The sequence below is a fragment of the Corynebacterium auriscanis genome, from assembly GCF_030408435.1.
Lineage (GTDB): Bacteria > Actinomycetota > Actinomycetes > Mycobacteriales > Mycobacteriaceae > Corynebacterium > Corynebacterium auriscanis.
Genome location: NZ_CP047046.1, coordinates 2,378,212 through 2,391,613 on the forward strand (window position 1 = coordinate 2,378,212; position 13,402 = coordinate 2,391,613).

Annotated in this window: 15 protein-coding genes; 4 read left to right on the forward strand and 11 right to left on the reverse strand. The window is 59.6% G+C overall.

All coding sequences use genetic code 11. The annotated features are described in order from the left end of the window. Window positions 1-16 precede the first annotated feature (16 nt). Both CAURIC_RS10155 and CAURIC_RS10160 read right to left on the reverse strand, forming a co-directional pair. Complete coding sequence (locus tag CAURIC_RS10155; protein ID WP_035113518.1) at window positions 17-1,153, reverse strand: TadA family conjugal transfer-associated ATPase; 1,137 nt, start codon at window positions 1,151-1,153, stop codon at window positions 17-19. 1 nt (window position 1,154) lies between these two features. After that, window positions 1,155-2,603 carry a CpaE-like family protein gene (locus CAURIC_RS10160; RefSeq protein ID WP_035113517.1) on the reverse strand — a complete coding sequence of 483 codons (1,449 nt, stop codon included), beginning with the start codon at window positions 2,601-2,603 and terminating at the stop codon, window positions 1,155-1,157. 163 nt (window positions 2,604-2,766) lie between these two features. Between CAURIC_RS10160 and CAURIC_RS10165 the strand changes: the two genes are divergently transcribed. Then, the gene (locus tag CAURIC_RS10165; protein WP_235700690.1) at window positions 2,767-3,633 is read left to right on the forward strand and encodes an HAD family hydrolase; all 867 of its coding nucleotides are present in this window, start codon (window positions 2,767-2,769) and stop codon (window positions 3,631-3,633) included. A gap of 153 nt (window positions 3,634-3,786) precedes the next feature. Here the strand turns inward: CAURIC_RS10165 and CAURIC_RS10170 are convergent, their stop codons facing one another. Then, a complete protein-coding gene (locus tag CAURIC_RS10170; protein WP_070434568.1) occupies window positions 3,787-4,566 on the reverse strand; it encodes a Fic family protein in 780 nt (259 codons plus the stop codon). A gap of 90 nt (window positions 4,567-4,656) precedes the next feature. Here CAURIC_RS10170 and CAURIC_RS10175 point away from each other — a divergent pair, with 90 nt between their 5' ends. Together CAURIC_RS10175 and CAURIC_RS10180 are read left to right on the forward strand one after the other, a co-directional pair. Further along, window positions 4,657-5,172, forward strand: a complete 516-nt coding sequence (locus CAURIC_RS10175) for a phage holin family protein (protein WP_035113516.1) — start codon at window positions 4,657-4,659, stop codon at window positions 5,170-5,172. Window positions 5,173-5,234: 62 nt separating this feature from the next. Beyond that, a complete protein-coding gene (locus CAURIC_RS10180; RefSeq protein WP_035113515.1) occupies window positions 5,235-6,176 on the forward strand; it encodes an alpha/beta hydrolase in 942 nt (313 codons plus the stop codon). A gap of 20 nt (window positions 6,177-6,196) precedes the next feature. On the opposite strand, the gene CAURIC_RS10185 is transcribed toward CAURIC_RS10180, so the two are convergent. From CAURIC_RS10185 to nth, 4 genes are read right to left on the reverse strand one after another with little or no spacing between them, the layout of a single operon-like run. Continuing rightward, complete coding sequence (locus CAURIC_RS10185) at window positions 6,197-7,417, reverse strand: MarP family serine protease (RefSeq protein ID WP_290182751.1); 1,221 nt, start codon at window positions 7,415-7,417, stop codon at window positions 6,197-6,199. Continuing rightward, complete coding sequence (locus CAURIC_RS10190; protein ID WP_084588113.1) at window positions 7,414-8,391, reverse strand: NUDIX hydrolase; 978 nt, start codon at window positions 8,389-8,391, stop codon at window positions 7,414-7,416. The genes CAURIC_RS10185 and CAURIC_RS10190 overlap by 4 nt, the downstream gene beginning before the upstream one ends. Beyond that, the gene (locus CAURIC_RS10195) at window positions 8,388-9,161 is read right to left on the reverse strand and encodes a TlpA family protein disulfide reductase (RefSeq protein WP_052094902.1); all 774 of its coding nucleotides are present in this window, start codon (window positions 9,159-9,161) and stop codon (window positions 8,388-8,390) included. Before CAURIC_RS10195 ends, CAURIC_RS10190 begins: the two co-directional genes overlap by 4 nt. Next, window positions 9,158-9,958, reverse strand: a complete 801-nt coding sequence (gene nth, locus CAURIC_RS10200) for an endonuclease III (RefSeq protein ID WP_290183439.1) — start codon at window positions 9,956-9,958, stop codon at window positions 9,158-9,160. Before nth ends, CAURIC_RS10195 begins: the two co-directional genes overlap by 4 nt. Before the next feature lie 160 nt (window positions 9,959-10,118). Between nth and glxR the strand changes: the two genes are divergently transcribed. Further along, window positions 10,119-10,802, forward strand: coding sequence for a CRP-like cAMP-activated global transcriptional regulator GlxR (gene glxR / locus CAURIC_RS10205; protein WP_035113514.1), 684 nt, complete (start codon window positions 10,119-10,121; stop codon window positions 10,800-10,802). Between the two features lie 230 nt (window positions 10,803-11,032). On the opposite strand, the gene CAURIC_RS10210 is transcribed toward glxR, so the two are convergent. From CAURIC_RS10210 to CAURIC_RS10225, 4 genes are all read right to left on the reverse strand, one after another. Then, the gene (locus CAURIC_RS10210) at window positions 11,033-11,857 is read right to left on the reverse strand and encodes an MBL fold metallo-hydrolase (protein ID WP_035113513.1); all 825 of its coding nucleotides are present in this window, start codon (window positions 11,855-11,857) and stop codon (window positions 11,033-11,035) included. Window positions 11,858-11,881: 24 nt separating this feature from the next. Beyond that, the gene (locus CAURIC_RS10215; protein WP_035113512.1) at window positions 11,882-12,346 is read right to left on the reverse strand and encodes a RidA family protein; all 465 of its coding nucleotides are present in this window, start codon (window positions 12,344-12,346) and stop codon (window positions 11,882-11,884) included. A 6-nt stretch (window positions 12,347-12,352) separates the two neighbouring features. Further along, a complete protein-coding gene (gene sp36 / locus CAURIC_RS10220) occupies window positions 12,353-12,508 on the reverse strand; it encodes a Sp36 family protein (protein WP_141739702.1) in 156 nt (51 codons plus the stop codon). Between the two features lie 272 nt (window positions 12,509-12,780). Next, complete coding sequence (locus CAURIC_RS10225; protein WP_035113511.1) at window positions 12,781-13,173, reverse strand: WhiB family transcriptional regulator; 393 nt, start codon at window positions 13,171-13,173, stop codon at window positions 12,781-12,783. Between the last annotated feature and the right edge of the window lie 229 nt (window positions 13,174-13,402).

A 13,402-nucleotide genomic window follows, 5' to 3' on the forward strand; every position in this document is an offset into this window, starting at 1 on the left:
ATCCCCCGCTAGCGCATTACGCCGCTTGTCGTCCCAGCCCCGTCATAAAGTTGCTCCACCCATCGCATGGACCATGCGCCCACACCAGCCGCACATCTAGGCGATGCCGGTCATCTAGAGCCAACTGCCCCACATGCGTTAACTTGCGCCCTTCGGAAGTACGCGCGACATGCAGCAACACATCAATCCCATCGGCAGCCTGCCGTGCCAATGCCCGCTCTGGCATCCCCGCCATCGCGCCGAGCGCATCCAATCGCCCGGGCACCGCGCCGGGGGAATTCGCGTGAATCGTCCCTGCACTGCCCGCGTGCCCGGTATTCAGCGCCACCAGCAAATCCGCCACCTCTGCCCCGCGGATCTCACCGACCACGATCCGATCGGGCCGCATGCGCAAACACTGCTTCACCAACGTTTGCATGGTTATCGCACCCTGTCCCTCGGCATTGCCCCGGCGCGCGGTCAAAGAGACCACATGCGGATGCTCCGGCATCAACTCCGGTGTATCCTCCACCACAATGCACCGTTGCCAACCGGGCACTTCCCCCAGCAACGTCGCCAGCAGCGTGGTCTTCCCAGTACCGGTTCCGCCGCTGATTAGCACATTTTTCCGACTATCCACGATTCCCCGCAAGGCCCCGGCCAGCTCCGCGTTGACGAACCTGTCCTTCACCAATTGCTCGATACTCAAGCCGCTGGTTTTCAGCATGCGCAAACTGATACACGTGCCCCCTTGCACGGGTGGCGATAGCACCGCATGCATTCTGATGGCAGTAGCCGGAATATCACTTGGCAGCCCAGTCAGGACCCCGTCCGCATACGGCATGGCGTCGTCCAACCGAGTGCCACACGTCGCCGCCATGTGAACAGCCAGGTTGCGGGCTTCCTCCGCCGATAGTTCCACCGCCAGCTTCTCCATGCCTTCCCCCCGGTCCTGCCACACAGTGCCATCGGCATTGACCACCACATCCGTAACCCAGGGATCCGTCAAGACCTGCCCCAACTGCCCCAGCCCGCTGAGCTCCAGCTGCACTTGCCGTATCGTTTCCACGTCAGTTTCGGCCGGCATCACTTCACTGATCTTTTCCACCGACGCCTCGCTGATCCCCCGTTCCGCCAACCTCAGACGGATGGTCTGCGCGAATGAGTGTGTCATGTCAGGCCACCTTCCCGGTTGCATCTAAACGCAAGCCTTCAATATCCAGGTGGGTGCTGGCGCGTTGCCGTTGGATGACCGTCAGCACTTCCAGTGCCGCGCGGTGCGGGGCACAGCGCTTCACTCTTTGCGTGCCCACCCTCCCGCGCTCAATACCTCGTTCTGCACCTCTCTCTACGTTTTCAAGAACACGCTCGGTGAATGCCCGCGCATGTTGTAAGCCGCTTCGCAATGATCGCGGTTGTGCCCCGGGAATCTGGGCGGCGCGTTCGGCAATGATCTGTGGGGAATCCCGGTAGCAGTTGATGTAGTTTTCTAACTGGCCACTATCGATATCCTTCGCTAGCTGCGGGTCATCCTCAATCACCACCGAGGGCAAGGCATCCAAAATCACACTTGCGAGTGCCAATGTCGCCGAGGAATGCGGCACCTGGCGCAGCACGTACAGCGGTTCCGGCCAACCCTCATCGATGGTGCGCTCACGATTAACGAGCGCGGCAGCCACACCGGCGACCGTCAGCGGACAAACCACTACGTGGGCATCGGGCACTTTTCCCTGCCAACGGCCCGGTTCGTGAGGGTCTGTGCGCCCACAATCGACGACCACTGCGGATTCCTCGATCACCCGCAAGCATTCCGGTAAGTCAACCGGCACGCATTCGTCGCGAGCTTGGGTCAGCAATCGCGTGAAACCAACCTGGGGTAGGCGCTTGAGCTCCGCGTCGCGGTGCAAATCCGCCATACGGGTTCCCGCAACTCGTTCCACTCCTAAGGCAACATCTACTCCTGTGGATCCCGGAGAAGCATCGAGCAGCACCGAATCCATACCAGTCTCCCCCAAGGCGTCGGCCACGAGGAATGCTAACGTCGACGCTCCGGCACCCCCCACGCTGCCACTCACGGCAACCACAGGTGCTTCACCAACACGCAGTAACCGCGCCAGTTCCAGCACACCTGCAGCCTCAAATCCAACCCCGGCTGAGTCTGCCTCGTTAGATCCCCCTTTTCCGGTGCTCGCCCCAACAGAGCTCACCCCGCCAGCACTCGCCCCGCCAGCACTCGCCCCAACAGAGCTCGCCCCGCCAGCACTCGCCCCAACAGCACTCGCCGAATCAGCGCCAGTCACCATCCGATCCAACCTAATGACATGCGCGCTTTCGGCCGTGCACAGTGGCGAATCGTGGTCGGTTACGACCACTGCCGATTCACCGGCTGCAAGATGCGCAGACAGCTGGGTGATGATGGATTCATCTCCAAATGTGTTGAGATACCGTCGACGGCTAACCTCGGCCACCATCGCGGCCTCCTCGGCCCACGACTGATTCTCCACGTCCAGGATCACGGGCCTGCTCGCCCCTGCCCACCCATGAATCCCGGATGGTTCGATGCGATGGCCAGCGTAGGAAAACTCGCGAATGCGCTGCTTAAGACTATGTTCTGCGTACCCCATGGCTGCCAGTGTGGCACCCCGCCGTCGAACCCGGTAGCACCCGAAGGAGGACCTGTGGATAAGTAGCGGGGGGCGTCAAGAAAAAAGAAAAGAAGTTGTGGACAACTCCAAAGTTTGTGACAGATGTGACAGATGTGACATGAAGGGCTGTAGGATCAGAGGCGTGACGCCCTCCAACGAGACCAAAGATGGACAGCCCGCGGGTCAGCCCACCCGTCCTGGACTAAGCCGTCTCCACGACAGCAAGGCCCACCGCGTGCTGGCCATCTTTGATTTGGACAAGACGATTATCGATACCTCGGCGTCCATGGCCTACCGCCGACCTATGGCTGAACGCGGGTTAATTAGCACGTCAGAACTGCTGCGCATGATGGCTTTGCTGGGCAACTACATGCTGACCACGCATACCGAAGAAAACATGAACGCCACGAAAGATGCACTGCTGGGCATCATCAAGGGACGGGAAGAAGCGGCCATGCGCACAATGGCGCAAGATGCCCTCACAGAAGTAATTACTCCCTATATTTACGCCGAGGCCCGCGAGCTGTTGGATTGGCACCGCGAACGTGGGCACGCAATTGCCATCGTGACCGCATCCGCATCCGTCATGGTGGAGCCGATTGCCTCCGAACTGCAGGTCGATCACCTCATTGCCACAGAATTGGGTGTGGCAGAGGGTAGATTCACCGGTGAAGTTCTGCACTTCAACAAAGGCACAGCCAAGGTTGAGCGCATTCGCGCCCTAGCTGAATCTCACGGTTATGACCTAGACGAAAGCTTTGCCTACACCGATTCTGCGACCGATCTGCCGATGCTGGAAATGGTGGGCAATCCGGTGGCCGTCAATCCGGATCGGCCCCTGCGGAAAACCGCGATGTCCCGCAATTGGCCCATTCACAAATTCGATAAGCCCGAACCCCTGTTCGCGCAAGGGGCGGTACTTGCCGGCGCCGGGGCCACCCTCGCGGTGCTCGGTGCGCTGGCGACCGGCCTGGCGTTTTGGGTGAGGTCGCGGGACGAATCTGCGTAGGCGCGGAGCGAGCATCGCGAAGCCGAGGCCGGGGTATAAGAGTCGGGAGTCGCGTGGGCCCGGTGCCGCGGTTCACGGCCCACGGTGCTGCATAGTCGGCGCCGCGGTGTCGCGGGGTCGGGCACCGCGGTGTCGCGAGGTCGGGCGCGGAGGTTACTTCGCGTCAGCGATAGATTTCGCCTCAAGGCTGCCCTCACAGAGCCCCGTTGCGTGAAACACGATCCAATCAGCCACCCCGCTGGGCTCGCCAGAAGCGAAACCTTGAGCCTTGGCCGCGTATTCATCCCGGTGACGATTCCACCACACTTCGGGCACACCTAATCCACGCGGGTCCAATCCGCCAGAAATAGTGGCCAAGCGGGAACACGCTCGGGCAGTGACCCCGTTGGCGTCGGCAAAGGGTTCCAAAGTCAACAGCTCGCCGTGAATGATGGCCGACAACACAACGGAGTTGACCTTGGTCCCGCCCGTAATCAGGCGGCCAAGCAGCTGCAAGCGCGCATCGGTGGCCTTTTTGGGCCGGCCAGGCACTAGAAATTCCGCGCTTCCCGCAACTTTCCGACGGAACGATTCATCCGACATTTGGGGGCTGGCCACCGAGTTGATCTTCGCAATCACCTGCAATGGGGCACGGCGCCACGTGGTCTGCGTATCGCTGATTCCGTCCGGGGCCAGCAACTCCGCAGCGCGCAGGGATCCAGCCAACACGGGGTCCTCCACCTGACCGTCCTCCGGCAGTCGTGGCGTACCGCCATCGAGCTGTGCCGAAGCACGAGCTCCGCGCAAAACAGCTTCCGAACCGGTGACATCCCACCCTTTAAGATTCGCACGGTGACGGTGCACGCGCGCCACGTAATCATTGGCCTTATCAACTGCTTCCTGAACTCCGTCCAGTTGCAGCAGCGGTTCTAAGGGATCCACAAATTCAGTCATGCTAGACACAATAATTCACCCCTGCGCGCAAATCGGCGGCAAGCATGGCAAAATGGCTAGAGTCTATTTGATACTTCGAGGAGTTTTGACGTGAGCAAGAACGACAGCGAAGGCCTGTACACCGATCCCAACAGCTTCAATCCACAGGTCAACGCCATTCCGCTATCCGATGTGGACACCCACCCTAAAGGCAAGGCCGGCATCAAAGACTTGGTGATGGATGCGTCCTCCCAGTTCTCCAGCCTGGTTCGTTCTGAGGTCGAACTGGCCAAAACCGAGCTGACCCAATCTGCCAAAAAGGCCGGCATTGCCGCGGGCCTGTTCGGCGCCGCTGGCGTTATCGCCGCTTACAGTTCCTTCTTCCTGTTTTTCTTCTTGGCAGAGCTGCTGGACACCTGGCTACCACGGTGGGCTGCGTTCCTCATCGTCTTCGCCTTCATGTTGGTTCTGGTCGGCATCTTGGCCGCCATTGGCATCAAGCAGATCAAGGGCGTGAAGAAGCCGGAAAAGACCATCGAGTCCGTCAACGACATGAAGGAACTGGTCCCTTCCCGTGGTGCAAACTCCGCCCGCGCGTTGAACAACGAACAGGGACTGTACACCTAGAGTTGTGTAGAGCTTAATGAAGCTTCATAAGGCTTTCCTGCGACTACAAACCATGTGAGTCCATGCAGAACCAAGACTTCTCCTCAGCCACCTCCCCCGGTGGCCCCATTGCCCCGGAAGGCACCTACGTGCACTCGCGGGGCATTCGCTTGTATGCGGAACAGCAGGGCCCGAGGCACGCGCCACTAGTGGTGTTCATCCACGGTTTCGGTGGAGGTTGCTTCGATTGGCACCCTGTTTTCCACCAGCTTGCCGATACGAATTTGCGGTTGGCGTCGGTTGACCTGCGTGGATACGGCAAGTCCGATAAAACTCCGCGCGGGTACGACCTCACCACTGCCGCCAGCGACATCGCAGGTGTGGTGCGTCGACTGGGGTACGAAAGTGCCACCATCGTGGGCCACGGATACGGCGGCTTAGTGGGATGGACGCTCGCAGCCCATGAACCGGAGCGTGTGAACTCCCTCATCACTATCTCCTCGGCTCACCCGGTGGTCCTCTCACGCTCAGTCGCCCTACGCCCGAGTAGCCAATGGCGCCGGGTGCGCCGCGTCCTTTTTTCCCAGCTCCCTCGCTTGCCGGAAAAGCGTTTTTTGGATAACGACGCCGCGCAGGCCGAGCTCTACTTCCGCGAAGGTACGGCCCCAGGTTTTCGGGATACTCCGCGTTATCACGAACACGTCACGCAACGGCGCCAAGCGATGCAGGTCGACAAGGTTGCCCACTTGGCCAATGAACACGTGCGTTGGCTGTTTCGTTCCCGTTTCCGCCCCGAAGGCGCACAGTTCGACCGCACGTTCCCAACCCGAGTGGCCACCAATGTGCTGGCCATCGAGGGGAGTATGGATCCGGGTTACGTTCCCGCCGTCACCCGGCGTTCCCTAGGGCGCGCGCAATCGGGCAGAGCGCAGCTGCTGTACGGCCTGGGGCATTTCGCACATGTCGAAGATCCGGAGGCCGTAGCCGCGCTCATCGAGGACCACGTCACCGGAGAACAGAAATAGCCGGGGCGTGCGGCGCCGGCCTATTTCAACACACACTTCCCAGTGGGCACCGGCACCTCTGCCTGCAGTGCTTCTCGCGTGTGCTTCAGCACTTCGTCCTTGGTGAGGGCATAACCCGTTTCTTCATCATTGATATCTGCGCCGAAGATCAATCCGAGCACTCGGCCCTGGGCGTCGATCAAAGGTCCGCCAGAATTACCTTCCACAACTGTGCCCCGCAACGAGTAAGCCTCGCGTTCCACACGGTTGGTGGCATAGATGTTGGGGCCGCTGACGGTAAAGCGTTCGCGTATACGCGCGGGTGTTGCCACAAATGGTCCGCCCTTGGGGTGCCCCAACACGATCGCGCTATCGCCGGATTCTGCCGGCTTATCTGCCCACGTTAAGGGCTCTATGCCGAGGTTTTCGGAATGCAGGACCGCAATGTCGATCTCGGGGTTGTAGTACACCACGTCCGCCCGTGCAGGCCCCTTGGTGGTATCCAATTCCACTTGGTTGGTTCCCGCCACAACGTGGGCATTCGTCAAAATGGTATCGGGCTGAATCACAAATCCACTGCCCTGCAGCAACCGGGAGCATTGGTTGGCCTCGCCCACCACCCGGATGATGGCATCGCGGGACTGTCGTACAGCCGGAGCTCGCTGCAAGGCATTATCCGGTGCTTCCACCTCGCTCGCCGGAAGTTTATCCAAAGGCCCGGCGATCAGCGGCAGGCCCGAGTTATTCAGCATGGTAGCCGTCCGCGACGGCAAGTTTTCCATCCATTCGGGCACCACGGTTCCCACTGCGCTGAGGATCCGGGAATTCCGCAATTCCTGACCGAAGTTCGATTTGTTGGCCGAGGCAATCGGCACCAAAATTAACCAGATGACCAGCAGATATGTCACGACCTGGACCACAGCACCCACGGCCGAATCGACGGTGATGCCGGTGCGTGTGCGAATCTTATCGCGTAAAGATGCGCCCGTTCCTGAGCCTATAAGGTAACCCGCCACAATGAGGATCGTCATCGTAACAATGGCTACGATGAGGCGTGTTCCGCTGTTATCGCCAATGCGTTGATTGGATTGTTCAAGGACGTAAGGCAAGAGTTGCACGCCCAGTACACCGCCAAGCAGCACGCCTACGAACCCTAGAAACGCGGAGAGCCCGCCTTGCCTCCACCCAGAAGCTACCGCGGCGATGATGACAGCAATGAGTACACCGTCGATGATCATCGATCCGGAAGATCCTGAGGTCATGGTGCTCCTCCCTGTGGACCAGCGGCCCGGAATTGGTTCTTCATGGTTTGCAAGGACTCGCCGTTGGACGATTGCTCCAACGCGTTGAATAGGTCTACCACGGGTTCACCGGCCCAGGGCCGCTCCCACCCAGCAAGTCGCACGATGCTATCGACAATTCCTGCCGTGAATCCCCACAGCAACCTGTTGCCGATGGAAAATGCAGGCCCGGACCACTGCATGAACCCCACGCGGAAGCGGTGTTCTGGATCGGTGAGGTGAGATAGGGCAACCATCTCCACCCAATCGTTTTCCGGGCTTGCCGGGTAGATTTCATGGGCGGCGGGCCAGTAGGCCAGCACGGGCACCACCGCGAAGTTAGTGCGATCGATGTACACCGGTTGCATGACTGCCAACGGCGTGACCGATTGCGGATCCAAGTTGGTTTCCTCCCAGGCCTCCCGCAAGGCCGTGGCGATGGCATCACGATCCTGAGGTTCCCGCCGACCACCCGGAAACGCCATTTGACCAGAGTGGTTACGCATCGTGGCCGCGCGGTGGGTCAGCAGCAAGGCAGCATTGTGGGGTAGCGAGCGCGCAGGCCCGTTGGGCCCTTCATTCTCACTTGCGTAACCGGCATCACCGGCCTCGCTGGCCCTGACTGCACTGTCGGTCTCTCCCCCGCTGCCAGCACCACCCGCACCCACCGCCACTATCTCGTCGGCATCGCTAAAGAGCACCAGCACAGCCGAATATCTCGGCGCAGAACCGTCTTTCCCCACCTCCGGCACAATCCGCGCCGAATCGTTCAGCGCCTCATGGATATCCCCCGACCGCGCCGTCTTCGCCAACTCCTCGATCCACTTCGGCAGATCATCGGGCAAAGGAGGCTGAGTGGCATTGCGCTCCAGCCACTGCTGCTGGGTCGTCGTACTCTCTTCAACCTGTTCATTCAGGTCCCTAGCCTGTTCATTCAGGTCCCTCTGCTGAGTCATCGGGCCTCCTCCGGATTACCTTCTAGGGCGAGTGCAACCTCTTTCTCTAGATCATCAACATTGTCGAAGGCTTTCGCGATCAATTTGGCTCGCGTTCCATCCCCGCGGTACACCACCGTCAGTGGCACCACTTTCGGCAGTTTCCCCAGCGCATCAAACGTGTGAGAAGAATCCTGGAAGCTAGGGAAATTGTGCACTTTCAAATCGCGCAGCATGTCGGCACCCGCCTGTGCTTTCGCATCCAAGTGCACCCCCACCACATTGTATTCAGGGTGTTTTTCCCGCAGCTCCTGCATCACCGGCAGTTCCGTGCGACACGGCCCACACCACCACGCCCATACATTGACGATCGTCGGTTTGCCAGCCACCGCCGCCGCCATCGACGTGGAGGCCTTCACATCCGCACCCGTCTTTTCCGCAGGCAACTCGCCGCCCTCCGTCAGGCACGGCAGCTGGATCTTGGCCAATTCCGAGTGAGGGGAGAAATCCCCGCTGCCCGTTGGGCAGGTTACAGGCTCGTGGACTTGGACGTTGGCTTGCTTGGTTGGGGGCGTGGGGGCGTCGGTTATTTGTTCCGACGCCAACGGCGGCGCATGACCTTTGTCCGATCCCTGCAGTCCCGCGATGAGTGGGATCGCGGCGACCACCAGACCAACCACAACGGTAACCGCGATCAACAGAGCCCGAGCGCGAGGCGAGACCTCAGGGGCTGGTGGCTGGGCCAGGTTAGCGAGGGAATCTAAGGTATGCTGCGAGGAATTATCATTCATGAGAATCCTGCTAATTTTAGCAATCGTTCACGGTCGTTGGATTTAATGAGCTGCGCCGCTTCCTCTGGGTTAATCGGACCTGCCTGCCCGAAGCTCGGGCATTGGCGGGCGAGTAAGCAGGCACCGCACGCGGGCTTTCGAGAATGACAAACACGGCGGCCGTGGAAAATTGCCCGGTGGGAGAACTCGGTCCATTCTTTCCGCTCTATGAGGTCCATGAGGTCGCGCTCTACCTGCACGGGATCCTCAGAGTCAGTGAGCCGCCACCGTCGCGCCAAGCGCCCAAGGTGTGTATCGACCGTGATTCCCGGAATGTCGAAAGCGTTACCCAGCACCACGTTGGCAGTTTTTCGCCCTACTCCCGGTAGGGCCACCAGGTCCTTGAGGTTATTCGGAACCTGCCCGTCGTGTTTATCTACAATGGCCCGAGCTAAGCCCAGAATGCTGTTTGCTTTGGAATGGTAGAACCCCGTGGGGCGGATGATCTGCTCCAGCTCCTCCCGATCTGCCTCGGCGTACGCTTGAGCATCGGGATAGCGCCCAAATAACCCCGGTGTGACAATATTCACACGGACGTCGGTACACTGGGCTGAGAGCACAGTGGCTATCAGTAATTCCAATGGATTACTGAAGTCCAACTCGGCGTGCGCGTCCGGATAGGCTTCGGCCAACATCCGGTTTATTTTGCGTGCGCGTCTGGTGGTGCCAAGCGGAGTTTCCTCGCCCTTGAAAGCCCGATGGCTTCCGGGACGGGGTAGTGAAGGTCGTTTTGTCGACGGCGACTGGGAATCCGGCATGGGATCCACCATATCGCGCAAACGAGACATCATTGCTTGTAGCGTGTTTAGACGGACTGGACGTATCGCAAAGGCCCCAGGTCTTAAAGGAAGGCAAGGCCCCCGGGCTTAATAGAAGGCAAGGCCCCAGGTCTTAAAGGAAAGTAGAGGAACAAAGGCAATGTCCGAAGTATCGGAGATTCTGTCTCGTGCAGGCATTTTCCAGGGTGTTGACCCCACTGCTGTTCGTGCGCTCATTGAAGAGCTGGATACGACGAAGTTCCCTCGCGGCACCACGATTTTCGATGAGGGCGAGCCCGGCGACCGGTTGTACATCATCATTAGTGGCAAGGTGAAGCTGGCTCGTCACGCTGCGGACGGTCGCGAGAACCTGCTGACCGTGATGGGCCCTTCCGATATGTTCGGTGAACTGTCCATTTTCGATCCTGGCCCACGTACCTCGTCGGCTGTCTGCGTGACCGAAGTAGTCGCGGCCACCATGGATTCCTCCATGCTGCACGATTGGATCAAGCAACACCCCGAAATCTCGGAGCAGCTGTTGCGCGTGCTGGCCCGTCGTCTGCGTCGCACTAATAACTCGTTGGCTGACCTGATCTTTACTGATGTGCCAGGGCGGGTGGCGAAGGCGCTTTTGCAGCTCGCGAACCGTTTTGGCATTCAGGAAGGCCCCGCTCTGCGCGTGCACCATGACCTTACGCAGGAAGAGATCGCCCAGCTGGTGGGTGCTTCGCGCGAGACCGTCAACAAGGCCCTCGCAGAATTCGCCCACCGCGGATGGATCCGCCTGGAGGGCAAGTCCGTGTTGATTTCGGATACGGAGCGGTTGGCCAAGCGTGCTCGCTAAGTTCGCGCACTGGGTTTTGCCTGCAAGGCACGCGCGCTAAGCGCGCAGCTTAGGTTCATTCGCCACGCGGGCCCATTGGGTTCGATACCCAATCCCCCAGCATTAACAAAAAAAGGGGGGTTGACCCACCGTTCCCGGTGGACCAAACCCCTCTTAGCTGAGCCCCTCCGGGGCCGGTGGCCAGCCCCGTATGCGAGGTTCAGCCACTTTCCCCTACTTGGGGCGTGCTGTTACTCTCCCTTGAGGAAGCGCAATGTGACGCGCGTGGACTGTGCTGCCGCGTTGCGCAGCACTGGATCGACGTCGGTGTAGATGTAATCGACGATCTCACCCACGTTCGCATCCTCACCGAGCTCCTGCAGGGCTTCTTTTACCTGCTGCAGTCGCAGCTCACGGCGTTCAATGTAACGCTCAGCGATGGAAGCCACATCAGGCTGGTCAGGACCGTGTCCCGGCAGGAGCGGAATGTCCTTGCCGCGTTCCTTAATCTTTCCCAGGGTCTCCAGGTATTCTCCGAGGTCACCATCGGTCTCCGAGATCATGGTGGTGTGGCGACCGGCAATGGTATCACCAGTCAAGATAGCTTCCACGTCGGAATCGTCGTCGCCACCGTTGGAGTGAATGAAGAAGCTCACGCAGTCGCGGGTGTGGCCCGGGGTGTGCACGACTTCAATGGTTGGTGTCAATCCTTCGAAGGAGATGATTTCGCCATCTTCCAGTTCATCGGCTGCGATACAGTACTGCTTTTCGAAGGCGCGTACGGGCGCACCGGAAATTTGGCGGAACCGCTGAGCACCATTGGCGTGATCAGCGTGGCGGTGGGTGAGCAACACCAAGGCAATTTCGCCATCATCCTGAGTGGCCTTGGTGTTGAGGACATTAAGGTGCCCTTCATCTTGCGGTCCTGGGTCCACAACGACCGAGACCCTATCCTCAGGACCACGGATGACCCAGGAATTAGTTCCCTCCAGGGCGGCGTAGCTGGGGTTAGGTGCTAGGACGACGCCGACGTTTGGAGTGACTGGACGTAGTTGGCTGTACGCGGGGTGCTCCATGACTCTAAGCCTACTTCTTCTGCGCTACTTGGTGGCTACCTGAACAATGATTTCTACTTCAACGGGGGCACCGAGGGGCAGTTCGGCAACCCCGACTGCTGCGCGGGCGTGGGCTCCCACCTCTGGTCCGAAAATCTCTCCTAGTAGCTCACTGGCCCCATTGAGCACTGCTGGTTGACCATTAAATCCTTTAGCTGAGGCGACGAAGCCGTTGACTTTCACGACTTTGGTGACGCTATCGATTCCCACCAGGTCGTGAATCGCAGCGAGAGCGTTGAGGGTAGCCACGCGAGCCTGTTCGTACGCGGCTTCCTCATCCACTTCGCCCCCTACAAGACCAGTGACCGGCAGTTTTCCGTCAAGGAAGGGAAGCTGGCCAGAGGTGTAAACGAACCCACCAGCGTGTACCGCCGGCACGTAAGCGGCGACGGGAGCTGCCACGGAGGGCAGCTCAATTGCTAATTCTTTAAGCTTGTCCGTGAACGCCATGCCGATCTATCCCAACTCGCGCTTGAGGTAAGCGACATGCTGCTCGCCCGTGGGGCCGGGGAGCACAGAGACCAGCTCCCAGCCGTCCTGTCCCCAGTTATCCAAGATCTGCTTGGTGGCATGTGTGAGCAAAGGCACGGTTGCGTATTCCCATTTAGTCATGCCTCCGAGTATAACGAAACGCTCGGACAATCATTTCTGTCCGAGCGTTCAACGGTGCTGGTCAACCGCATCCCCTAAGGATGCCTATCTGCCACGACATTAGCCGAGCGGTGGTTAATGTGGGGTTAGCCGGCGCCGATGTGAACTGGCGACCGCGCACCTTTTATGTGGGTAAAACCGGCGCCGATGCGAACTGGTTTGTTACGCCATATTCATGCAGCTTGACTGTGCGCCTACGTACGTGGGCTTCGTAAGCGCCGATGACCGCTGATTTATTGTACGGTCTTCGCCGCTTCCAGCTGACCTGCGAAGAAGTCCGCCCAGCTGGTGACTTCTGGGTGCTTACGCAGCAGGGCACGACGCTGGCGCTCGGTCATGCCGCCCCACACGCCGAATTCCACTCGGTTATCCAAGGCATCCGCACGGCACTGCAAAACCACTGGGCAGTGCCGGCAGATCGCGACCGCCTTGCGCTGCTCCGCTCCCTTAACAAAAAGCTCATCCGGATCCACATTCCGGCAGTGCGCGAGGGTGATCCACTCGCCGCGGTTGTTAAAGGACTCACGGCTGGTTACCTGATCGGCGGGCTGGCAAGTTGGCTTACTTGCCGACGCCTTGCTGTCAACAGCAGCGGTGCGAGCTGGGCGAGCGAGAGATGCAGTCATGGTTACTCCGAGAAATCCTTCGGTTGAAAAACTTGTTTTCACGTTGGACGTAATCTTATTCACACGTTTTTAGAAGTGTCGAATGGGTCACATTTTGGGGGTGAGCGCCGCAGGCGTTACAAAGCTGCGCTAAGGCGCTCCCCGTCACTGCCCAACCCGCCCTAAAACGCGCGCACGAGAGGGATTAGCTCACGCAATCGCTTCATCTCCGCAGCTCACAGCGATTTCG